The following is a 22,022-nucleotide window of genomic DNA, read 5'->3' on the forward strand; positions in this document are numbered from 1 at the left end:
TACTCGCTGAATGTCAGCAAAAAATCCTCGGCATGTCCGGGGATTTTTTTTGCCTGCGACATTCATTTTTGCGGGAAATGTTCTTTAACTTCCAAGCTTGTTCCGCCAATACTCCGGCTGAGAATAGGCGTGCCGCAGGAAGTCGACGAAGCTGCGGATGCGCAGCGGCAGGTGGCGCCGCTGGGCGAATACCGCATAAATATCGTTGCCCGGCGCAGCGTATTGTTCCAGCACCGGCACCAGCCTTCCCGCCGCGATTTCCGGCCCCACTTCCCACATCGAACGCCATGCCAGGCCGCGCCCGGCGAGCGCCCAGTCGTGCAGCACGGCGCCGTCGTTGCAAACCATATTCCCACCCACCTTCAGGGTCACGATGCGGCCGTCTTCCTGGAAGGTCCAGCCGCGCTGGCTGCCTTCGCTGCTGATCGCCAGGCAGTTGTGGCGCGCGAGTTCGTCCAGCGTTTGCGGTGTGCCGTGGCGCTTCAGGTAGGCGGGCGCGGCCACTACCACGCGGTGGTTGTCGGCCAGTTTCACCCCCACCAGGCTGGAATCGGACAGGGCGGCGATGCGGATCGCCACGTCCACGCCTTCGCCGATGACGTCGACCACACGGTCGTTCAGGTTCAGGTTGAGCGTCAGGTCGCGGTGCTCGGCGAGGAAGGAAGGCACCAGCGGCGCCACGTGCTGGCGTCCAAAGCCGGCCGGGGCCGATACCAGCAGGTGGCCGGTGGCGCGCGCACTGCGCTCCGAGACGGCCGACTCGGCTTCTTCCAGCTCGGCCAGGATCCTCTGGCAATCTTCAAGGAAGGCGGCGCCCTCGTCGGTCAGCACCAGCTTGCGGGTAGTGCGCTGCATCAGCTTGACACCGAGGCGGGCCTCGAGGGCGTCGAGGCGGCGGCCGATCATGGCGGGGGCGATGCCCTCGGCGCGCGCCGCGGCGGACAGGCTGCCGCGCGCGACGACTTCGACGAAGGTGGAAATCTGGCGAAAATGACCCATGCTGACTGTGTAGGCTCCCTATCTGTGACAAAAACGCACAGATGAATATATTTTTTGTCTCGTTTAATGACGCTTGAGTGAATATACTTGACCAGATAGCAAACGCCAACCCTAGGAGAATAAGTCATGAGCATCGCCACCCCGTCCGGAATGGAGATCCGCGCCGAGATCAAACCCGGCCACGAACAGATCCTGACTCCCGAGGCGCTCGCCCTCGTCGCCAAGCTGAGCCGCGAGTTCGAGCCGCGCCGCCAGCAACTGCTGGCCGCCCGCGCCGAGCGCGCCAAGCGCCTGGATGCCGGCGAACGTCCGGACTTCTTGCCGGAAACCGCCAATATCCGTAACGGCGACTGGAAGATTGCGCCGATCCCGAAAGCGCTGGAATGCCGCCGCGTGGAAATCACCGGTCCGGTCGAGCGCAAGATGGTGATCAACGCCCTGAACTCGGGCGCGGACAGCTATATGACCGACTTCGAGGATTCGAACACCCCGAACTGGGACAACCAGATCACCGGCCAGCTGAACATGGTCGACGCCGTGCGCGGCACCATCTCGCTGGAGCAGAACGGCAAGCAGTACAAGCTGAACGAGAAGGTCGCGACCCTGGTCGTGCGTCCGCGCGGCTGGCACCTGGACGAGAAGCACGTGCTGGTGGACGGTCAGCGCGTCTCCGGCGGCATCTTCGACTTCGCCCTGTTCATGGTCCACAACGCCAAGGAGCAGCTGGCGCGCGGCGCCGGTCCCTACTTCTATCTGCCGAAGATGGAATCGCACCTGGAAGCGCGCCTGTGGAACGACATCTTCAAGATGACCCAGGACGAGCTGGGCCTGCCGCAAGGCACGATCAAGGCCACCGTGCTGATCGAGACCATCCTGGCCGCCTTCGAGATGGACGAGATCCTGTACGAACTGCGCGAGCACAGCGCCGGCCTGAACGCGGGCCGTTGGGACTACATCTTCTCCTGCATCAAGAAGTTCAAGCTGGATAAGGAGTTCTGCCTGGCCGACCGTCCGAAGGTGACGATGACCTCACCCTTCATGCGCGCCTATGCGCTGCTGCTGCTGAAGACATGCCACAAGCGCGGCGCGCCGGCGATCGGCGGCATGTCGGCCCTGATCCCGATCAAGAACGACCCGGAAAAGAACGCCATCGCAATGGGCGGCGTCATCAGCGACAAGGCGCGCGACGCCACCGACGGCTACGACGGCGGCTGGGTCGCCCACCCGGGCCTGGTCGAGCCGGCCATGACCGAGTTCGAGAAAGTGCTGGGCGACAAGCCGAACCAGATCGGCAAGCAGCGTCCGGACGTCGAAGTCACGGCCGCCCAACTGCTCGACTTCAAGCCGGAGACCCCGATCACCGAAGCAGGCCTGCGCTACAACATCAACGTCGGCATCCACTACCTGGGCGCCTGGCTGGCCGGGAATGGCTGCGTGCCGATCCACAACCTGATGGAAGACGCCGCTACCGCCGAAATCAGCCGCTCGCAAGTGTGGCAGTGGATCCGCTCGCCGAAGGGCGTGCTGGAGGACGGCCGCAAGGTCACCGCCGAGATGGTACGCGCGATGATTCCGGAAGAACTGGGCAAGGTGAAGGAAGTCGCGCCGAACGGCGACAACCCGAGCTATGCGCGGGCGGCCGAGATCTTCGAACAGATGTCGACTTCGGAGGAGTTTGCCGAGTTCCTGACCTTGCCGCTGTACGAAGAGATCTGAGCGCTGTCGTGGGCACGGTGTGCCCACGCGAACATGTGCGTTATGTCGGCGTTTGCGTGGGCAGGGGAGTGCCCACCCTACGTTGTGCCAACGCTTCCCTCGCCAGAAACGCGGCCAGCTGCTCCTCATCGATCGTCCCACCTTCGAGCCGCCACAGCAGCGCCTCGATGCGATCCCCGCCCCAGAACAGCTCGCCATCGAGCCGGAATGTCGGCACCCCGAAGACACCATCGGCAATCGCGGCATCGGTCGCCGCCGCCAGCGCCTGCTTGATCTCCGGCGTCGCAGCCCGCTCCAGCAAGGCATGGCCATCGAAACCGGCCTCATCGGCCAGGCGCGCCAACACGGCCGCATCCGAAACATCTTCCCCACCTTCCCAGCACGCCGCCATCAAGGCCAGCGCCAGCCTGCGCCGCTCGAAGTCGTCGCCGATCGCCGTGCACATGCGCAGCGCCGTCAGCGGATTGAAGGGATGGCCGGGCGGTCCGGCGAAGGGCAGGCCGCGGCGGGCCGCTTCGCGCATCACGTCGCGGAACAGGTAGAGGCGCTTGGTCGGCACCTCGGCCGGCCCCAGGTTGCCATGGGCCTTCAGCAGGCCGGCGAACAGCACCGGCATGAAGCGGACCTGAACGCCGGCACCTTCGAGACGGCCGAGCGAACGTGCCGCCAGCCAGGCATAGGGGCTGATCGGGTCGAAGTAAAAGTCGGCCTGCGTCGGCGCGGCGCTCATCAGAACACGTTCTTCCATTCGCGCAGGGCGGCGAACGCGGCTACCGGCGAAGCGCCCGGCTGCAGGCGGCCGGCGGCGACCAGGCTGTCGACGATGCCGGGCTCGGTGGCGCGCAGGAAGGGATTGGTGGCTTTTTCGGCGGCGATGGTCGAGGGCACGGTCGGCAGCTTGGTGCCGCGCGCCTTGCTGTCGGCCTCGATCCGCATCTTGAGGGCGCGGTTGCCCGGCTCGACGGCCTCGGCAAAGCGCAGGTTGGACAAGGTGTATTCGTGGGCGCAATAGACGAGGGTGTCGTCGGGCAGGGCGGCGAGCTTGGCCAGCGAAGCGGCCATCTGCCCGGGCGTGCCTTCGAACAGGCGGCCGCAGCCGGCGCCGAACAGGGTGTCGCCGCAGAACAGCCAGTGCTCGCCCGCGGCATGACCTTCATGATTCCGGACGTAGGCGATGTGGCCCAGCGTATGGCCCGGCACCTCGAGCACCGACAACTCCAGCGCCAGGCCCGGCACCTGGAAGCGGTCGCCTTCGCCCAGCGGGTCGGTTACCGCGGCGATGCCGTCGTTGCGCGGGCCGTAGACCGGTACGTCATATTCTTTAAGCAATTGAGGCACGCCACCGATATGGTCAGCATGGTGATGGGTGAGTAGAATGGCGGTGAGGGTCAGGCCGTTCGCGCGCAAGGCATCGAGGATGGGCTGGCCGTCGCCCGGATCCACCGCCGCGGCGTGGACACCGTCATGGATCAGCCAGAGATAATTGTCCTTGAAGGCGGGTACGGTCAGGACTGCCAGAGTGCTCGGCGAAATCGTCATAAGCGATGAAAATGCGTGTAGAGATCCGATTCAGGAAAGGATGGCATGGATAGCGCTGCATCCGAAAAATCCATTATAGCGCTCGACCGCTGGCTGCAATCGCCGGCCGGCGCCTATGTGCGCGCCTGGGAGCAGGCCTGCCTGGACGAGCTGACGGCCGACATCTTCGGCTTCAACGCCGTCCAGATCGGCGTGCCGCAGATCGACGCGCTGGCCGCCAACCGGATGCCGAACAAGTGGCAGGCCGCGACCCGCACCTCGAGCGCCGACGAACTGGCGATTGCCGCCAGCGGCAAGCAGGTCGCGGTCGCCCTCGACTTCGCCGACCTGCCGTTCGCGTCGCAGAGCCTGGACCTGGTGGTGCTGCCGCATGTGCTCGAGTTCGCTGCAGAGCCGCACCAGGTGCTGCGCGAGGTCGAGCGGGTCTTGATTCCGGAAGGGCAATTGATCATCTGCGGCTTCAATCCCGCCAGCATGTGGGGCGTGCGCCAGGGCATGGGCCGCATTACCAGCAGCACCTACCTGCCCACCGCGGGCGAGTTCATCTCTATGCCCCGGCTGAAAGACTGGTTAAAATTGTTGAATCTCGGCGCCACCCGCAGCCATTTCGGCTGTTACGCGCCGCCATTCCGCACTTCCCAATGGCTGAACCGCTTCGCCTTCGTCGAGGGGGCAGGGCGGCGCTGGTGGCCATATCTCGGGGCCGTCTATATCGTGCACGCGATCAAGCGGGTCAAGGGCATGAACATCATCGGGCCGGCCTGGAACAAGAAGCCGGGCAAGGCGCCGAAAGCGGTGCCGGCGACCAACCGCAACGAACGCAACAACCAGAACTAAGGCAAGAGGAAAAGAACGCAGCATGACGACCAAAGTAGAGATTTTTACCGACGGGGCCTGCAAGGGAAATCCGGGCCTAGGGGGCTGGGGCGCGCTGCTCGTGGCCGGTGACCACGAAAAGGAAATCTTCGGCGGCGAGCCGAACACCACCAACAACCGCATGGAACTGCGCGCCGTGATCGAGGCGCTGGGCGTGCTGAACCGTCCCTGCCACGTGGTGCTGCATACCGACAGCCAATACGTCCAGAAGGGGATCTCGGAATGGATCCACGGCTGGAAGGCGCGCGGCTGGAAGACCTCGACCAAGGAACCGGTCAAGAACGAAGACCTGTGGAAGGCCCTCGACGCCGCCCAGCAGCAGCATGCGGTCGAATGGCGCTGGGTGCGCGGCCACAACGGCCATCCCGGCAACGAGCGCGCCGACGCCCTGGCGAACATGGGCGCGGCCTCGGTCCGGCGCTGAAGACTTGTTCCGGAAATGCTAAAATAAGCCTTTGATTTTCAACGAATTCTCTCAATAAGCGCATGCGCCAGATCGTTCTCGATACCGAAACCACCGGCCTGAATCCACGCACCGGCGACCGCATCGTCGAAGTCGGCTGCGTCGAAATCTTCAACCGCAAACTGACCGGCAGGAACCTGCACTACTACGTCAACCCCGAGCGCGAGTCCGACGAGGCGGCGCTGGCGGTACACGGCCTGACCACCGAATTCCTGAGCGACAAGCCGAAGTTCCACGAAATCGCCGAGGAGTTGCGCGAGTTCGTCAAGGATGCGGAAATCATCATCCACAACGCGCCCTTCGACCTCGGCTTCCTGAACCACGAATTCGAGCGCATTGGCCTGCCGCCCTTCGTCAACCATTGCGCCAGCGTGATCGACACCCTGGTGCAAGCGAAGGAACTGCACCCGGGCAAGCGCAACTCGCTGGACGCGCTGTGCGACCGCTACGGCATCTCGAACGCCCACCGCAAGCTGCACGGCGCACTGCTGGACTCGGAACTGTTGGCCGACGTCTACCTGGCAATGACGCGCGGGCAGAACATGCTGTCGATGGACGTCGAGATCGAAGAGACCGGCGGCGGCGCGCAGCTGGAAGCCGTCCCGCTGGGCGACATCCTCGTGGTGTCGGCTGCCGAGGACGAGCTCGCCGAGCACGAGAGCGTGCTGGCCGCACTCGACAAAGGGGTGAAGGGAGAATGTGTTTGGAGAAAATATTCTCCGCAGGGGTGACAAAACGCAAAACTCCCCCTATAATGCTCGTCATTGCAGCGATGCAATCGCAGCAAAAGCAGTAAAACAGGGAGGTTAGCTCAGGGGTAGAGCACTGCATTCACACTGCAGGGGTCGCAAGTTCGAAACTTGCACTTCCCACCAGGATTCATCGGAAAGGCCGGCAGATTTGCCGGCCTTTTTGTTTCTGCGCTGCCCAGGCGCAAAGCTTGCATCACCCGTCCCCGGCGTTTATCCTCTATGCAACTTTCTAGCTGCGTAAAGCCACATGCCAGCCTTCGCATCCCGCCTCCTGTTCGCACTATGCCTCATTTCGAGCGTCACAGGATGCAAGACCCTCCAAGTCCTCGCAAACGCCCAGCCGGGCACCACCGCCGAAGCGGCAAGGGTCGCAGGCCGTTGGGCGGACGCGAATGGCGACATCGCCGCGGCAACCACCTGGTCGCGCAAGGTCGCGCCAGGCATATCGCCCCAGGAAGTCGAGGAAGCCTTCGCCAGCGTGGCCGCCGAAGACAATCTGCGGCCGGTAGGCGAGTTGTTCCTGTCCAGGGAGCTGGCCGTCCGCTCCGGCCAGCAGCAAAAGTTCCTGAAGATTTACTCGTATTGCGATCCCTCTACCGCGCGCGCGATCGTCGATTTCAGTCCCGCCATGTCGGCCTTCCTGCCTTGCCGGATTGCGGTGGTCGAACAGGACGACGGCCTGTGGCTCTACGCGATGAATATGGATGTGCTGCTCCGCCTTGGCCGCTCGATGCCGCCGGACCTGCAGCAGTCCGTGCTGCGGGTGCGCAAGACCATGCTCAAGATGCTCGATCGTGGCGCCGCGGGCGAATTTTGATTCCCGTATGTGGCGATGCAATATCGAAAGTTCTTGCGATAGTGCCAATGTGATGGTTATATGCGCATACACGCATAGATGAATACGAACACATGGACCCCGATCTCGACAACACGGAAATGGCCGAAGTATTCGAGCAGGTGTCGAACTACTTTTTCCTGCTGTCGGAGCCGACCCGCCTGAAGATCCTGCACGCGCTGTGCAATGGCGAGCGTCCGGTCGGCACCATCGTCAGCGAACTCGGCGCCACCCAGGCAAATATTTCGCGCCAGCTGAACATGCTCTACCGTGCCCGCATCCTCGGCAGGCGCAAGGAAGGCGCGCAGGTGTACTACCGCATCGAAGACCAGAACACGATCGAACTCTGCCGAACGGTGTGCACCCACATGGCCGAGAAAGTGAAGAAGAGCCGGCGCATCGACCAGGCTGCAATCGAACACTTCATGTCCACGGACGCATAAGGCGAGGGCGCGCAAGCGCCAGGCAAGGCATTGATTTAATGCGTATATGCGCATGTAGCGATATGCGCATATGACTATATGTGCAGTTGGTAAAGCATCATCAACCGGAACGGAACAGAGGATGGATAAACCTGTACGCAGATTTGGCCGTGTCGTGAAGGCGCCCGAGAATTTCCTCGACCGGGAGCTGATCGACGAGATCAACACCCAGGGACTGGACGAGCAGCGGCGAGGCTTCCTGCGCCGTAGCTTCCTGGCGGCCAGCGCCGCCATGGCCGCCGGCGGCGCGCTCGGCCAGGAACGCCCGGCCGTGAGCGGCGATGGCGATCCGCACATCCTGAGCTTGCCGGAACATTCGCGCACGCTCGGCCGGCCGGTCGCGGCCATGCCCTATGGCCTGCCTTCAAGGTACGAAGCCAGCCTGCAGCGCCGCGAATCGCCCGGCCTGACCCGCGTCCCGGCGGCCTCGGTCGCGTTCACGCCGCTGCAGGGCCTGTTCGGCATCATCACGCCTTCCGGCCTGCACTTCGAGCGCCACCACCAGGGCTGGCACGACATCGATCCGACCGGGCACCGCCTGATGATCAACGGCCTGGTGCGCAATCCCAAGGTCTACACGATGGACGACCTGATGCGCATGCCCTCGGTCTCGCGCATCCACTTCATCGAATGCGGCGCGAACACGGCCATGGAGTGGGGCAACGTGGCGGTGCCGTCGGTGCAGTACTCGCACGGCATGCTGAGCTGCAGCGAGTTCACCGGCGTGCCGCTGTCGGTCCTGCTGGAAGATTGCGGCTACGACAAGCGGACCGCCCGTGTCGTCCTGGCCGAAGGCGCGGACGGCTCGTCGATGACGCGCACCATCCCGCTCGACCGCGCGCTCGACGACGTGATCGTCGCCTGGGGCATGAACGGCGAGATGCTGCGCCCGGAGAACGGCTATCCGCTGCGCCTGGTGGTGCCGGGCATCCAGGGCGTGTCCTGGGTCAAGTGGCTGCGCCGCATCGAGGTCGGGGACCAGCCCTACGCCACCAAGGACGAGGCGATCCACTACATGGACGCGATGCCGGACGGGAGCTATCGCCAGTACACCTCGATCCAGGAGTGCAAGTCGGTGATCACCACGCCGTCCGCCGGCCAGCGCCTGCTCGGCACGGGCTTCTACAACGTCACCGGCCTGGCCTGGTCCGGCCGCGGCAAGGTCAGGCGCGTCGACGTGTCGGTGGACGGCGGCCGCAACTGGCGCACCGCGCGCCTGGAGACGCCGGTGCTGAGCAAGGCCCTGACGCGCTTCAACATCGACTGGGAATGGAACGGCGCGCCCGCCGTGCTGCAGTCGCGCGCAATCGACGACACCGGCTATGTCCAGCCGAAGATCAACGAGCTGCGCGCGGTGCGCGGCACGCGCTCCATCTATCACAACAATGCCATCCAGTCGTGGCAGGTGGCGGCATCGGGGGAGGTGGCGAATGTCCAGGTTTATTAAGACCGCTGCCGCCATCGCGGTGGCCGGCGCTGCTGTCGTTGCCGCTGCCGCCATCGCAGGCCCGCTGACCGGCCTCGGACGCACCGCCACGCCGAAGGAGATCGCGGCCTGGGACATCGACGTCCGCCCCGACTTCAAGGGCCTGCCCAAGGGTTCGGGCAGTGTGTCCGCCGGCCAGGCGGTCTGGGAAGGCAAGTGCGCTTCCTGTCACGGCACCTTCGGCGAATCGAACGAGGTGTTCACGCCGCTGGTCGGCGGCACGACGGCGGAAGACGTCAGGAGCGGCCGGGTCGCCGCCCTGGTCAACGGCCGCCAGCCGCAGAAGACCACCTTGATGAAAGTGGCGACCGTGTCGACGCTGTGGGACTACATCAACCGCGCCATGCCGTGGAACGCGCCGAAGTCGCTCACCACCGACGAGGTGTACGCCGTCACCGCCTATCTGCTGAACATGGGCGAGATCGTACCCGACGATTTCGTGCTGTCCGATGCGACGATCGCCCAGGCCCAGCAGCGCATGCCGAACCGGAACGGGATGACCACCAATCACGGCATGTGGGACATCAAGGGCAAGCCCGACGTGCACAGCGTGGCCTGCATGAAGAACTGCCCGGCCGATCCGGCCCCGCGTTCGACACTGCCGGAAGCATCGCGCAACGCCCACGGCAACCTGGCCCTGCAGACGCGTGCCTTCGGCGCCACCCGCGGCGTTGATACCACGCGGCCGGCGCCGGCCAGGCTGGGCGAGGGCACCGCGGCGCCGGTCGTGGCCATGGCCAGCACCGCATCCACGGCGCCGCCGGCGGCATTCCAGGCCAATGCCTGCCTGGCCTGCCATGGCGTCGACAGCAAGGTAGTGGGGCCCAGCTTCATGTCGGTGCGCGCCAAATACAAGGACGATCCCGGCGCATCCGTGCGCCTGGTGGAGAAGATCAGGAACGGCAGCACCGGCAGCTGGGGCCCGATCCCGATGCCGGCCCAGGACCACGTGAAGGACGAGGACCTGAAGGTCCTGGTGGGGTGGATCCTCGCCCCGCAATGAAGCTGTAGCAAGTTCAACTTGGAGATGGAGCACATATGAAACATGCAGTTCTCGGCATCGCCCTGTCGCTCGCCTGTGCGGGCGCCATGGCGGCCGATCACCAGGTCAGGATGCTCAACACCGGCAAGGACGGCAGCATGGTGTTCGAACCCGGCTTCCTGCGCGTCGCCAAGGGCGATACCGTCAAGTTCGTGAAGGTCGACCCCTCGCACAACAGCGCCTCGGTGCTGGTGCCGGCCGGCGCCACGCCGTGGAAGGGCAGGCCGGACGAAGAGATCTCGGTGAAGCTCGACCAGGAAGGGGTGTACCTTTACGTGTGCGATCCGCACAAGATCATGGGCATGGCCGGCGTCATCCAGGTCGGCAAGCCGGTCAACCTGGCCGAGGCCAAGGGCCAGGCCGAGACCCTGTCGAAGTCCTTCGTCATGAACAAGGATCGCCTCGCCGGCTACATGGCGCAGGTGAAGTGACACTCAACAAACGGAGAACCGTATGAATCAACAGCGACGCAACATCATGCGCATCACCTCGGTGCTGGGGGCCGCCTTTGCCGCCGGCCTGCTCAAGCCCGCCGACGTCTTCGCGGCGGAATGGAGCCAGAAGGTATTCGACGCCAAGAGCCTGGAGGCGGCGGTCAAGGAGCTCGGCGGCGACAAGTTCACCGTCAGCCAGGACGTGACCATCACCGGTCCGGACATCGCCGAGAACGGCGCCGTGGTGCCGGTGTCGATTTCCAGCCGCGCGCCGAACACGGACTTCATGGCCATTCTGGTCGAGAAGAATCCGAGCGCCATGTCGGCCAGCTTCAATGTCCCCGCCGGTACCGAGCCGGCGGTGACCACCCGGGTCAAGATGGGCGCGACTTCCAACGTCCATGCCCTGGTGCGCGCCGACGGCAAATGGCTGGTCGCCAGCAAGGAAATCAAGGTCACCCTCGGCGGCTGCGGCGGCTGAGCTCCCGGCAGGACATGGCAGGACATAGAGAAAGGAAGAGAACATGGCAGACCCAATGCGTATTCGCGCCAGTATCACCGGCGACACGGCCGAAGTGAAGGTCCTCATGCGGCACGACATGGAGACCGGGCAGCGCAAGGACGCGGGCGGCAAGACGATCCCCGCGCATTTCATCAAGACCCTCGTGGCCAAGGTCAACGACAAGGTGGTGCTGGATGCGAACTTCGGCCCTTCGGTGTCGAAGGATCCCTTCCTGTCCTTCAAGGTCAAGGGCGCCGCCAAGGGCGACAAGGTCAGCGTGACCTGGGTCGACACCGCCGGCGACACCCGCACCGATGAAAGCACCATCAGCTAAAAACAGGTGAGCGCGGCGCAGACTGCGCAGGCCATACCAGGAGGAGAGAGGCATGAGGATCCTACGTTTCGTTTGCGTCGCCTTGCCGCTGCAGGCAGTGTGCGCGCTGGCGCTGGCGCTGGCGCAATCGTCGGCCACCGACGAGATCGCAAAGTACCGGCAGATGCTCGCCGACGGCAATCCCGCCGAGCTGTGGGAGATGCGCGGCGAGGAGCTGTGGAAGAAAAAGGCGGGGCCGAACAAGGTCTCGCTCGAGCAGTGCGACTTCGGCAAGGGGCCGGGCGTGCTGAAGGGTGCCTATGCCGAGCTGCCGCGCTACTTCAAGGACGTGGGCAAGGTGATGGACCTCGAGCAGCGGCTGGTGTACTGCCGCATGACCCTGCAGGGACTGAGCCTGGCCGAGGCCACCAGGGTGCCTTTCGGCTCGACCGGCAAGCAGTCGGACATCGAGGCCCTGGTCGCCTACATCACCTCCGAGTCGCGCGGCGTCCCCATGGCCGTGTCGACGAATCATCCGATGGAGAAGCAGGCCTACGAGGCCGGCAGGCAGCTGTTCTTCTACCGCGGCGGCGCCCACGACTTCGCCTGCGCCACCTGCCATTCGACCACCGGCCAGCGCATCCGCCTGCAGGAGCTGCCGAACATCCTGGATAAAGCCAATGCCCAGGCGGCCTATACCACCTGGCCGGCCTACCGCGTCTCGCAGGGAGAAGTACGCACCATGCAGCACCGGTTGTACGACTGCTTCCGCCAGCAGCGCTTCCCGGAACCCCTGTATGCATCGGATGCGATCACCGCGATCACGATGTTCCTGGCGAAGAACGCGAACGGCGGCGTCTACGCCGGCCCGGCACTGAAACGATAGGAGGGCAGCATGAGCATCTTCGCAAGAACTCTGGGCGCGCTGGCCGGCGCCGCTGTTGTGGCGGGCTGCGCCACCGTTGCCGCCGGGTCCGATGCCGGACAGAGCGCGCTGGCGCTGCTGAAGCAGGACTTCCGTTCGAAAGGCCCGGCCACGCTCGAACGCGTGACCGAGCGCGACGAAGCCCAGCAGCTGTGCAGCCAGTATCCGCAGGAGCGCCCGGCCGAGGTGGCGACCCGCATCGAGACTGCCCAGCAGAAGACCATCCGCCCGCCGGCCGACGGCAACTACCTCGGCAGCTGGCAGGAAGGCGAGAAGATCGCCCAGAACGGTCGCGGCATGCAGTCGTCGGATGCGATCGGCGGCATCAACGGCGGCAACTGCTACGCCTGCCACCAGATCACGAAGCAGGAGATCTCCTTCGGTAACATCGGGCCGAGCCTTTACCAGTACGGCAAGCTGCGCGGGAACAGCGAGGAGATCGTCAAGTACACCTGGGGCAAGATCTACAACGCCCAGGCCTATACCGCCTGCTCGAACATGCCGCGCTTCGGCCACAACGGCATCCTGAGCGAGGCGCAGATCAAGGACGTGGTGGCCTTGCTGCTCGACCCGGCGTCGCCGGTGAACCAATGAAGTCAGGGTCGGAGGAAGATCGATGGGTATGAATCGACGCGAATTCGCGCAACTGCTGGGGATCGCCGCGGCCGGCGGCATGCTGCTCGATGCGAAGTCCGCGCTCGCGGCCCCGCGGCCGGACGCGCTGTACGAGCTGCCGCGCTTCGGCAATGTGCACTTCCTGCATTTCACGGATTGCCATGCCCAGCTGATGCCGGTTTATTTTCGCGAACCGAGCGTGAACATCGGCCTCGGCCAAGCGGCCGGGCGCATGCCCCACCTGGTCGGCGAAGCGCTGCTGAAGGAGGTCCGCATGCCTGCGCGCTCGGCGCAGGCGCACGCCTTCACGGCGCTCGACTTCGAGCAGGCGGCGCGCAGCTACGGCAAGGTCGGCGGCTTCGCGCACCTGGCGACACTGGTGAAGAAGATGCGCGCCGGGCGACCCGGTGCGCTGCTGCTCGACGGCGGCGACACCTGGCAGGGCTCCGCCACCGCGCTCTGGACCAAGGGGCAGGACATGGTCGACGCCTGCCTGCAGCTGGGCGTGGACGTCATGACCGCGCACTGGGAGATGACCCTGGGCGACAAGCGGGTGCAGGAAATCGTCGGCAAGGACTTCAAGGGCAAGGTCGACTTCGTGGCGCAGAACGTCAAGACCAACGACTTCGGCGACCCGGTGTTCGACCCCTATGTGGTCAAGGAGATGAACGGGGTGCCGGTGGCGGTCATCGGCCAGGCCTTTCCCTACACGCCGATCGCCAATCCGCGCTACATGGTGCCCGACTGGAGCTTCGGCATCCAGGAAGAGAACATGCAGAAGATGGTCGACGAGGCGCGCGCCAAGGGTGCGAAGCTGGTGGTGGTCCTGTCGCACAACGGCATGGACGTCGACATCAAGATGGCGTCGCGGGTGCGCGGCATCGACGCCATCATGGGCGGGCACACGCACGACGGCGTGCCGGTGCCGGTGGTCGTGGCCAACGGCGGCGGCAAGACCCTGGTGACGAACGCCGGCAGCAACGGCAAGTTCCTCGGGGTACTCGACTTCGACGTGCGCGACGGCCAGGTGCGCGGCTTCCAGTACCGCCTGCTGCCGGTATTCTCGAACTTCCTGCCGCCCGACCGCGACATGGCCGCGCTGGTGAAGAAGGTCCGTGCGCCGTATGAAGCCCAGCTGAACGAGAAGCTGGCGCTGACCGAGGGCACCTTGTACCGGCGCGGGAACTTCAACGGCACTTTCGACCAGCTGATCGTCGACGCGCTGATGGAAGTGAAGGGCGCCGACCTGGCCTTTTCTCCGGGCTTTCGCTGGGGCACCACGCTGCTGCCCGACAGTCCGATCCTGATGGAGCACCTGATGGACCAGACCGCGACCACCTATTCCTACAGCACCCTGACCGAGATGAGCGGCGCGACCATCAAGACCGTGCTCGAGGACGTGGCCGACAACCTGTTCAATCCCGATCCCTACTACCAGCAGGGCGGCGACATGGTGCGGGTGGGCGGGATGAGCTATGCGATCGACCCGGCGGCGCCGATGGGCTCGCGCATCCGCGACATGCGCCTGAACGGCAAGCCGGTCGAGGCGGGCAAGACCTACAAGGTGGCCGGCTGGGCGCCGGTGGCCGAGGGCGCCTCGGGCGAGCCGGTGTGGAACGTGGTGGCGCAGTGGCTCAGGTCGAAGAAGACGGTCTCGCCGCGCAAGCTGAATACGCCGCGCCTGGTGGGCCTGCAGGGCAATCCCGGCATCATGGCCTAGCCGCCGTGCGAGGGTTCACGATGGCGGCGACGATCAGGGTGGCAACGGCGCTGGCATGCGCCGTGCTGACGTGCGTCGCCCATGCGGAGCCCGCACGGGCCACGCTGCCGGCGGCAGACGATCTTGCCAGCGACGGCCGCACGGCCCTGCGGCGCGGCGTGCCGCTGGTGATCCTGTTCTCGCTGCCGGGCTGCGCCTACTGCGAAGTGGTGCGCCGTCATTACCTGCTGCCGCTGGCGCGCGAAGGCGCGGCCGGCGAGCGGCCGCTGGTGCGCGAAGCCGACCTGTCGTCGGCCGCGCCGTTGCGCGGTTTCGACGGCGAAGCCGGTTCCGGCAGCGCCGTGGGCAAGCGCTACGGCATCCGCGTGGCGCCCAGCGTGCTGGTGCTGGATGGACGCGGGCGGCAGCTGGCGCCGGTGCTCGAAGGCGGCGACGTCGCCGGCATGTACGGCGCCTACCTCGACGACACGCTGGCGGCGGCGCGCCGCGCGCTGGCGGAAAAACGGTGAACGAACATCTTGACATCGCGCCGGTGCGCGGGAGGAGTGGGGAATGCGCTTGTTTCAGATGATGTCGGCGTGGCTGCGTCGCGCATGGCTGCTGCCGCTGGTACTGATCGGCCTGGTCCGGAGCGCCGCGGCCGCGCCGCCGCAGCCGCCGGTACTCACGCCAATCAAGGTCAGTGCGCACGCCTGGTTCTTCCACGGCCAGCCGGGCGTGGCGGGCAGCGACAACAAGGGATTCATGTCGAATGCCGGTTTCGTCGTCACCGGCGACGGCGTGCTCGTGTTCGACGCGCTCGGCACCCCGGCCCTGGGCGAGGCGATGGTGAAGGCGATCCGCGGCGTCACCTCGCAGCCGATCCGGCGCGTGATCGTCAGTCACTACCACGCCGACCACTTCTATGGGCTGCAAGCCTTCAAGGCCGCCGGCGCCGAGATCTGGGCGCACCAGAACGGCCGCGCCTACCTGGCCTCGGATACGGCGGCCCTGCGGCTGGCCCAGCGCAAGGAAGCGCTCAAGCCCTGGGTCGACGAACGCACCCGCCTGCTGCCGGCCGACCGCTGGCTGAGCTTCGCCGACGGCAGGCCGATCGCCTTCGAGATGGGCGGGCTCCACTTCAGGATCATCGATGCCGGCGGCGCACACGCGCCGGACGACATCATGCTCAGCGTCATTGAGGACAGGCTGCTGTTCGCCGGCGACCTGTTCTTCACCGGCCGGCTGCCCTTCGTCGGCGATGCCGACAGCCGCATCTGGCTGGCGGCGCTGGACCGCATGCTGGCGCTGGCGCCGGCGGTCGTGGTGCCGGGGCATGGCGAGGTCTCGCACGACCCGCGCAAGGATCTCGACCTGACCCGCTCCTACCTCCTATTCCTGCGCAAGACCATGGGCGAGGCGGTGGCCGACCTGAACTCCTTCGACGAAGCCTACGCAAAAGTCGACTGGAGCGCCTACGCGGGTTATCCTGCATTCGAGCAGGCCAACCGGCTCAATGCCTATGGCACCTTCCTCCTGATGGAGAAGGAAAGCCTGGAACCGAACCCGAAACCGTCGCCACAACGTTGAGGAGCATCCCATGAAGCTATTCCGAGCAATCGCCGCGGTGCTGTGCCTGGCCGTCGTCGCAGCCGCCGTCGGCGCCGCCGGCGGACGCGAAGAGAAGGTCGTCTATCACATCAACGATTCGTCGACGGCGATGGCGGCGATGGGGAATATCCGCAACCACCTGAACGCCAGCCCGAAGGCGCAGATCGTCGTGGTGGCCCATGGCCCGGGCATCGACTTCCTGCTCGAGGATGCCAAGGACAAGAACGGCAATCCCTACGATGCCGTGGTCCAGGAACTGTCAAACCGCAACGTCAAATTCAGGGTGTGCAACAACACCCTGGAGGCGCGCAAGATCGATCGCAAGCGCGTCATGCCGGAAGCGACCATCGTGCCTTCGGGCGTGGCGGAAGTGGCGCGCCTGCAGTACCAGGAAGGCTATGCCTATCTGAAGCCCTGAGGGAATTCCAGCGCGAGCCGCAGGGCGTGATCATCTCGGTCCAGGTCGAAGACGTCGATGCCGCATACGCCACGCTCGCTGGGTGCGCGATCGTTTAGAATAGCTCGATGACGAAAGCCAGCCGATCGAAGAACGCCATCCCCGGGGAAGAGGAAGAAGGCACCCGCGACAAGATCCTCAACGTCGCGCTCCAGGAATTCTCCAGGCGCGGCCTGAGCGGCGCCCGCATCGACGCCATCGCGGCCGAAAGCGGGATCAACAAGGGCATGATCTACTACTACTTCGGTAGCAAGGAGGATCTGTATGTCGCCGCGCTGGAAGAGAGTTATCGCCGCTTCCGCCAGATCGAGGGCGACTTCCATCTCGAGAGCCTGGCGCCGGTGGACGCCTTGCGCGCACTGGTCGGCGCCAGCTTCGATTTCCATGCCGCGCATCCCGAATTCATCCGCATGGTGATGAGCGAGAACATCAACCACGGCGAGTACATCCGCAAGATTCCGGAACTGCGTGCGATCAACCGTTCGGCGATCACGGTGCTGGAAAGCCTGTGCCGGCGCGGCATCGCCGATGGCGTGTTTCGCGCCGACGTCGATCCGGTCGACCTGCACATGACGATCAGCGCGCTGTCCTTCTATAACGTGTCGAACCGTCATACCTTCAGCTTCATTTTCGACCGCGACCTCGGTGCGCCCGAGGTGCATGCGGCGCGGCGCGCGTCCGTGATCGACACGGTCCTGCGCGCCGTAAGGGCTTAGCCGGTCAGAAGGCGAGCTTCAGCTGGGTGCCGACCGCGAGCGCATTCCGGGTCGAGCGGTAGCTGAAGGCGCCGGGTTGCACGACGTACTGGACGTCGGCCCGCACACCAAGCCAGGGCCGCGGCTGCACACCGTAGCTCAGTTCCACCACGGATTCGCCGGCCGGCGGCGCGGCATAGCCGCCGTCATCGAGGTTCGAGAGGGCCGCTACCTCGCGCAGTCGAGGATTGACCTGCGCATGCACCAGGCCCAGCGCCACCGTATCCGTATCCCGGCCGGCAAAGGTGCCGGTCTTGACCAGGCCGGCCGCAACCCAGCGCGTGATCTGGGCCGAGGCCCGCGGGTTCGCCGTGAACTGGCCGAACACCGACAGCCCGCGGCCGCCATGACCGTCGCGCAGGATCATCTGGTCCGCCAGCAGGTACACGCCGTAGCGTCCGTTCACCGTGCCCGCTTCGCCCTGCCGCTTCGCGTCCGCCGTATCGTAGAAGACGCCGAGCTTGTAATGGCCGGGCAGTGCATCGCCGTGCGGCGCGCTGCCGGGTGCATATTCCAGCTCCAGCGGCAGCATCACGCCGGCCGTGCCGGCGGCGAAAGGCCGGAAGGCGTTCCGCCTGTCGCCGAGGCGCGGATTGTCCTGGAACAGGCCGGTGCGGAACAGCAGCTCCCGGCCCAAGCTGTAGCGGACGGCCGCCCCCCAGCGCGCATTCGGATAGTTGTACCAGCCGCTATTGCCCGACAGAGAAAGCGGGTGGGCGCAGAAGGCCGCATTCACCAGCTGGCAGCCGATCGCCATGCCGCCGAGGTCATTGCCCATTGCGAAGTAACCGAGGCGCAGGTTCAGCCGGTCCCCAAGCAGGTTTTGCTCATAGCTGGCCTCGCTCAGGCGGGTGTAGGGACCGCCGTAGACTTCCTGGACCGGCAGCCGGTTGCCGATGTAATCGGCGGACACGCCCGCGCCGCGCCGGTCGTTGATGGTGAGGTGGAGCGTGGCGCCGGACCAGCCGGCAAGACGGCCCATGTCGACATCGGCGCCGAGGCGCAGCTGCTGGGCATAGGTGCTCCCGCGCTTCAGGCCGCCACTCACGTTGGCGAAGGTCTCGGAGACATAATCGCCCCGGAAGTTCACGCCGGCGTCAAGATACCGGGCGCGCGCGCCGCCCCAGTCCCCGGTCAGGGTGGATTCGTCGGCAGCCGACGCCATCGGAGAAAGCGCTGCCATGGCCAGCAGGGTGGCGCAGGAGGCCGGACGCCAGATGTGCAGGCGCCGAAATTCATGAATGAGTTGCATCAGTTACCTCGATAATTCAGTGCTTCAGCGCATAAGCGATGACGTAATCGCCGCGGTCCGGCGATTGCCGTGCGCCGCCGGCCGAGATCAGCACGTATTGCTTGCCGGTCCTGGGCGATACATAGCTCATCGGCCCGCCCTGGCTGCCCACCGGCAGGCGCGCCTTCCAGACTTCCTTGCCGGTCGCGCTGTCGAAGGCGCGCAGGTAGTAGTCCTGGGTGCCGGCGATGAAGACCAGGCCGCCCTGGGTCGCCAGGGTGCCGCCGAGGGTCGGCATACCGACCGGCATCTTCATGCGCATCTTGACGCCCATCGGGCCGGTGTCCTGCACGGTGCCGACCGGTACCTGCCACAGGATCTTTCGGGTCTTCAGGTCGACTGCGGACAAGGTGCCGAAGGGCGGCTTCTGGCAGGGAATGCCGAGCGGCGACATGAAGCGGTTCTTGTTCACCGCATACGGCGTGCCCTTCAGCGGGACGGCGCCCATGCCGGTGTTGACCGCTTCGCCGCCATTGCCGGCCGGGCCGGCGTCATGCTGCTGCGGGATCATCTGCACCCACAGGCCGAGGCGCATGTCGTTGACGAAGATGACGTGATGGTTCGGGTCGACCGACAGGCTGCCCCAGTTCATGCCGCCCAGCGAGCCCGGGAAGCTGAGCGAGACGTCGGTGCCCGGCGCCGTGAACAGGCCTTCATAGCGCATCGACTTGAAGCTGATGCGGCACATCAGCTGGTCGAAGGGCGTCGCGCCCCACATATCCGACTCCTTCAGGGTGTCCGCGCCGATCTGCGGCATGCCGCTTGAAAACGGTTGCGTGGCCGAGCACTGCTCCTGCTGGATGCCGGCGGTCTTGACCGGGCGTTCCTCGACGCGGGTGAGCGGCTTGCCGGTCAGGCGGTCGAGCACGAAGAGCTGGCCGGACTTCGAGCCGAACACGACGGCCGGTCTGGTCGAGCCGTCCCTGGCCGGGAAGTCGACCAGGCTGGGCTGCATCGGCACGTCGAAGTCCCACAGGTCGTTGTGCACGGTCTGGTAGACCCATTTCTCCTTGCCGGTGCTGGCATCCAGCGCGAGGATGGAAGTGGCGTAGCGGTGGTCCAGCGGCGTGCGGTTGCCGCCCCACAGGTCAACCGAGGAACTGCCCATCGGGATGAAGACGGTGTTCATTGCCGGATCGTAGGACATCGGCGCCCAGGAGTTCGGCGTGCTGCGGGCGAAAGTCTGGCCCGGCGCCAGCTGCGCGTTCGGATCGTCGTGGCCGGGGTCGAAGGCCCAGCGCATCCGGCCGCTGATGACGTCGAAGCCGCGCAGGACGCCGCCCGGCATGTCGGTCTGGACGTTGTCGGCCACGCGGCCGCCCACCACCACCGTGGTGCCGGCGAGGGTCGGGGCGGAGGTGAGCTGGTATTTCGGATCGTCGGCGGCGCCGAGGCCTGCCTTCAGGTCGACGAAGCCGCCCCTGCCGAAGCCTTCGCACATGGCGCCGGTGTCGGCGTCGATGGCGACCAGGCGGGCGTCGATGGTATTCATCAGCAGGCGGCGCCGGCAGTTGGCGCCGGCTGGCACCGTGGCCGCCGGGACCGGGGTCGCGCCGGCGACGGTCGGCTGGACCAGGGGCTGCGTGGCATCGAAATAGGCCAGGCCGCGGCAGCGGTTCCAGACCTGGGATTGCGCGTTGATGGCGCGCTCCCAGATCTTCTTGCCGCTGTCCGCATCGACGGCGATGACGTTGTTATGCGGTGTGCATAAATAGATGCGGTCGCCGATCTGCAGCGGAGTTTCCTGGTCTTCCGCGCCATTGCCGGTGGGGCTGATCGGGGTGTCGCCGGTGTGGAAGGTCCAGGCAAGCTGCAGATTCTTCACGTTGTCGCGGGTGATCTGGTCCAGTGCGGCGAAGCGGCTGCCGCCCGGCGTGTTGCCGTAGTTGCTCCAGTTCTTCTGCGCCTGGCCGGGGGCCACCGGTACCAGCGGGGTGGGCGTGCCCTGGAAGGCGACGGTCGGATGCGGCTGGAACATGTTGACGAAGGCGAGCGCCATGCCGGCCGCGAGCAGCAGCGCCAGGCCGTAGGCGGCCTTGCCCGCCGCCTGGCCGGTGGCGCGCCTGCGCAGCGACGGCCAGGTCAGCAGGGCCAGCACCATCAGGCCGGTCGGCAGCATCAGGCGCGAGACCAGCGGCCAGAAGTCGATGCCGGCGTCGAGCGGCGCCCAGACCAGGGTGCCGGCGAAGGCCGCGCCGTACACGACCACCGCGGACGGCTTCTTCCGCAGGAATTGGACGGCGGCCGCGACGATGACGAGGCCCGCGACCAGGAAGTACCAGCTGCCGTGCAGCGAGGCGAGCCTGGCGCCGCCGACGGCGAAGAACAGGCCGGTGGCCAGCAATACCAGGCCTAGTAAACCACACCACACCTTCAGCCCTGTCGAAGGAGGGGTTTCATTTTTAGTCATTACGAATTCTCCAAGAACTAACCATGCAATCAAGCGTTGTTCGTTCAGCCTCGGAGGAGGGGACGCGTCGATTCGTATCGCCTGTGTGGCAGGCCCCGTTCGCCAGGCTGGCAGATAACTAACCAGTTAGTTAAACATGGTCCGTTTTTGTGTCGTCCTGGCTGCGAAGCGATACGAAGCCTGGCCGAAGCTTGTCGGATATGTAATGAATTGCGGCGCGCGATCAGTGTGCTGATGCGGCCCTGGTCTTTGCGGAGCGGGGGAAGTCGAGGGTGATACTAGTCAATCGTCGATACGGCCATCCAAGCGAGGTTTTCCCGAAGACAGGATTTTAACACGCTGGTTCGACGGCCGTTGGGCGATGCCTGTTTGCGAAGGCCGCGCGGTGGCGGCCAGCCATGACTCGGTGGCGGCTCAGTGGCGGCTCAGTGACGGGTTTCGCTGCCGCCCTGCACGCCGATCCGGGCGGTACGGGCGGCGGCGATGGCGCGCGACGAGCTCGTCACGGCCAGCGCCTCGTCGGGCGGCACGCCGAGCTGGTTCAGCACGATGGAATAGGGCGACTTGTGTCCGCGCTCCTTGAAATCCGCGCCGGTCAGCACGACCGAAAAGATGTGGTGGGCAGTGTCGCCGAAGCGGTCGCGCAACTGCTGCTCGGCCTGGCGGTAGGGGAGTTCGGAGATCAGGGCGCAGGGCAGTCCGTGCTCGACCGCTTCGTGCAGCAGGCGGTCCGTGTCCATGTTCACGAATGCGGATAAGTCGAAGATGAGCGCTTGTGCCGTCATGATGATCTCCTTTTCTGAGCCGTTGTTGCTGGATG

The 22,022-nt window shown here is 65.5% G+C and carries 24 protein-coding genes and 1 tRNA gene; 19 read left to right on the forward strand and 6 right to left on the reverse strand.

Annotated features, from left to right (window positions below; all coding sequences use genetic code 11):
* Window positions 1-84 precede the first annotated feature (84 nt).
* Entirely contained in the window at window positions 85-999 is a 915-nt protein-coding gene (locus tag AC1DOP_RS14260) for a LysR family transcriptional regulator (RefSeq protein ID WP_442122069.1), read from the reverse strand.
* Window positions 1,000-1,125: 126 nt separating this feature from the next.
* On the opposite strand from AC1DOP_RS14260, the gene aceB reads away from it, so the two are divergent.
* Window positions 1,126-2,715 carry a malate synthase A gene (gene aceB / locus AC1DOP_RS14265; protein ID WP_477251850.1) on the forward strand — a complete coding sequence of 530 codons (1,590 nt, stop codon included), beginning with the start codon at window positions 1,126-1,128 and terminating at the stop codon, window positions 2,713-2,715.
* Window positions 2,716-2,755: 40 nt separating this feature from the next.
* Here the strand turns inward: aceB and AC1DOP_RS14270 are convergent, their stop codons facing one another.
* Together AC1DOP_RS14270 and gloB are read right to left on the reverse strand one after the other, a co-directional pair.
* Window positions 2,756-3,445, reverse strand: coding sequence for a DsbA family protein (locus AC1DOP_RS14270; protein WP_477251852.1), 690 nt, complete (start codon window positions 3,443-3,445; stop codon window positions 2,756-2,758).
* Window positions 3,445-4,254 (reverse strand): hydroxyacylglutathione hydrolase, encoded by an 810-nt coding sequence (gene gloB / locus AC1DOP_RS14275; protein WP_477251854.1) that lies wholly within the window; start codon window positions 4,252-4,254, stop codon window positions 3,445-3,447. Before gloB ends, AC1DOP_RS14270 begins: the two co-directional genes overlap by 1 nt.
* Before the next feature lie 45 nt (window positions 4,255-4,299).
* Between gloB and AC1DOP_RS14280 the strand changes: the two genes are divergently transcribed.
* The 18 genes from AC1DOP_RS14280 (at window position 4,300) to AC1DOP_RS14365 (ending at window position 17,462) form a co-directional block, all read left to right on the forward strand.
* Window positions 4,300-5,091, forward strand: a complete 792-nt coding sequence (locus tag AC1DOP_RS14280) for a class I SAM-dependent methyltransferase (protein ID WP_477251856.1) — start codon at window positions 4,300-4,302, stop codon at window positions 5,089-5,091.
* A 22-nt stretch (window positions 5,092-5,113) separates the two neighbouring features.
* The gene (gene rnhA / locus AC1DOP_RS14285) at window positions 5,114-5,554 is read left to right on the forward strand and encodes a ribonuclease HI (RefSeq protein WP_442122074.1); all 441 of its coding nucleotides are present in this window, start codon (window positions 5,114-5,116) and stop codon (window positions 5,552-5,554) included.
* A gap of 62 nt (window positions 5,555-5,616) precedes the next feature.
* On the forward strand, window positions 5,617-6,324 hold the full coding sequence (gene dnaQ, locus AC1DOP_RS14290; protein ID WP_477251858.1) for a DNA polymerase III subunit epsilon: 708 nt from the start codon (window positions 5,617-5,619) through the stop codon (window positions 6,322-6,324).
* A 69-nt stretch (window positions 6,325-6,393) separates the two neighbouring features.
* Window positions 6,394-6,468: transfer RNA gene (locus AC1DOP_RS14295), tRNA-Val, on the forward strand.
* Between the two features lie 124 nt (window positions 6,469-6,592).
* The gene (locus tag AC1DOP_RS14300; RefSeq protein WP_477251860.1) at window positions 6,593-7,162 is read left to right on the forward strand and encodes a DUF302 domain-containing protein; all 570 of its coding nucleotides are present in this window, start codon (window positions 6,593-6,595) and stop codon (window positions 7,160-7,162) included.
* Window positions 7,163-7,254: 92 nt separating this feature from the next.
* A complete protein-coding gene (locus AC1DOP_RS14305) occupies window positions 7,255-7,623 on the forward strand; it encodes an ArsR/SmtB family transcription factor (RefSeq protein ID WP_442122077.1) in 369 nt (122 codons plus the stop codon).
* Window positions 7,624-7,744: 121 nt separating this feature from the next.
* A complete protein-coding gene (soxC, locus tag AC1DOP_RS14310; protein ID WP_477251863.1) occupies window positions 7,745-9,109 on the forward strand; it encodes a sulfite dehydrogenase in 1,365 nt (454 codons plus the stop codon).
* Window positions 9,093-10,151: a c-type cytochrome gene (locus AC1DOP_RS14315; protein WP_477251865.1), complete on the forward strand. Its 1,059-nt coding sequence runs from the start codon at window positions 9,093-9,095 to the stop codon at window positions 10,149-10,151. Before soxC ends, AC1DOP_RS14315 begins: the two co-directional genes overlap by 17 nt.
* 35 nt (window positions 10,152-10,186) lie before the next feature.
* Window positions 10,187-10,621 (forward strand): pseudoazurin, encoded by a 435-nt coding sequence (locus AC1DOP_RS14320; protein ID WP_442122080.1) that lies wholly within the window; start codon window positions 10,187-10,189, stop codon window positions 10,619-10,621.
* A 22-nt stretch (window positions 10,622-10,643) separates the two neighbouring features.
* Complete coding sequence (gene soxY, locus AC1DOP_RS14325) at window positions 10,644-11,105, forward strand: thiosulfate oxidation carrier protein SoxY (RefSeq protein ID WP_477251867.1); 462 nt, start codon at window positions 10,644-10,646, stop codon at window positions 11,103-11,105.
* A 43-nt stretch (window positions 11,106-11,148) separates the two neighbouring features.
* Complete coding sequence (gene soxZ, locus AC1DOP_RS14330; RefSeq protein ID WP_442122082.1) at window positions 11,149-11,460, forward strand: thiosulfate oxidation carrier complex protein SoxZ; 312 nt, start codon at window positions 11,149-11,151, stop codon at window positions 11,458-11,460.
* 52 nt (window positions 11,461-11,512) lie between these two features.
* Entirely contained in the window at window positions 11,513-12,325 is an 813-nt protein-coding gene (gene soxA, locus AC1DOP_RS14335) for a sulfur oxidation c-type cytochrome SoxA (protein WP_477251869.1), read from the forward strand.
* Between the two features lie 9 nt (window positions 12,326-12,334).
* Window positions 12,335-12,958 (forward strand): sulfur oxidation c-type cytochrome SoxX, encoded by a 624-nt coding sequence (soxX, locus tag AC1DOP_RS14340; protein ID WP_477251871.1) that lies wholly within the window; start codon window positions 12,335-12,337, stop codon window positions 12,956-12,958.
* A 28-nt stretch (window positions 12,959-12,986) separates the two neighbouring features.
* A complete protein-coding gene (gene soxB, locus AC1DOP_RS14345) occupies window positions 12,987-14,699 on the forward strand; it encodes a thiosulfohydrolase SoxB (RefSeq protein WP_477251936.1) in 1,713 nt (570 codons plus the stop codon).
* Window positions 14,700-14,719: 20 nt separating this feature from the next.
* Window positions 14,720-15,208: a thioredoxin family protein gene (locus tag AC1DOP_RS14350; protein WP_477251873.1), complete on the forward strand. Its 489-nt coding sequence runs from the start codon at window positions 14,720-14,722 to the stop codon at window positions 15,206-15,208.
* A 43-nt stretch (window positions 15,209-15,251) separates the two neighbouring features.
* The gene (locus AC1DOP_RS14355; protein WP_442122086.1) at window positions 15,252-16,268 is read left to right on the forward strand and encodes an MBL fold metallo-hydrolase; all 1,017 of its coding nucleotides are present in this window, start codon (window positions 15,252-15,254) and stop codon (window positions 16,266-16,268) included.
* A 10-nt stretch (window positions 16,269-16,278) separates the two neighbouring features.
* Complete coding sequence (locus AC1DOP_RS14360) at window positions 16,279-16,707, forward strand: DsrE family protein (RefSeq protein ID WP_477251875.1); 429 nt, start codon at window positions 16,279-16,281, stop codon at window positions 16,705-16,707.
* A 107-nt stretch (window positions 16,708-16,814) separates the two neighbouring features.
* Window positions 16,815-17,462: a TetR/AcrR family transcriptional regulator gene (locus AC1DOP_RS14365; protein WP_477251877.1), complete on the forward strand. Its 648-nt coding sequence runs from the start codon at window positions 16,815-16,817 to the stop codon at window positions 17,460-17,462.
* 4 nt (window positions 17,463-17,466) lie between these two features.
* Here the strand turns inward: AC1DOP_RS14365 and AC1DOP_RS14370 are convergent, their stop codons facing one another.
* From AC1DOP_RS14370 to AC1DOP_RS14380, 3 genes are all read right to left on the reverse strand, one after another.
* Window positions 17,467-18,753 carry a carbohydrate porin gene (locus AC1DOP_RS14370; RefSeq protein ID WP_477251879.1) on the reverse strand — a complete coding sequence of 429 codons (1,287 nt, stop codon included), beginning with the start codon at window positions 18,751-18,753 and terminating at the stop codon, window positions 17,467-17,469.
* A 16-nt stretch (window positions 18,754-18,769) separates the two neighbouring features.
* Window positions 18,770-21,202, reverse strand: coding sequence for a membrane-bound PQQ-dependent dehydrogenase, glucose/quinate/shikimate family (locus AC1DOP_RS14375; protein WP_477251881.1), 2,433 nt, complete (start codon window positions 21,200-21,202; stop codon window positions 18,770-18,772).
* 425 nt (window positions 21,203-21,627) lie between these two features.
* Window positions 21,628-21,987 carry an HAD hydrolase-like protein gene (locus tag AC1DOP_RS14380; protein WP_442122091.1) on the reverse strand — a complete coding sequence of 120 codons (360 nt, stop codon included), beginning with the start codon at window positions 21,985-21,987 and terminating at the stop codon, window positions 21,628-21,630.
* Between the last annotated feature and the right edge of the window lie 35 nt (window positions 21,988-22,022).

The sequence above is a fragment of the Massilia sp. 01N410 genome (assembly GCF_056399665.1).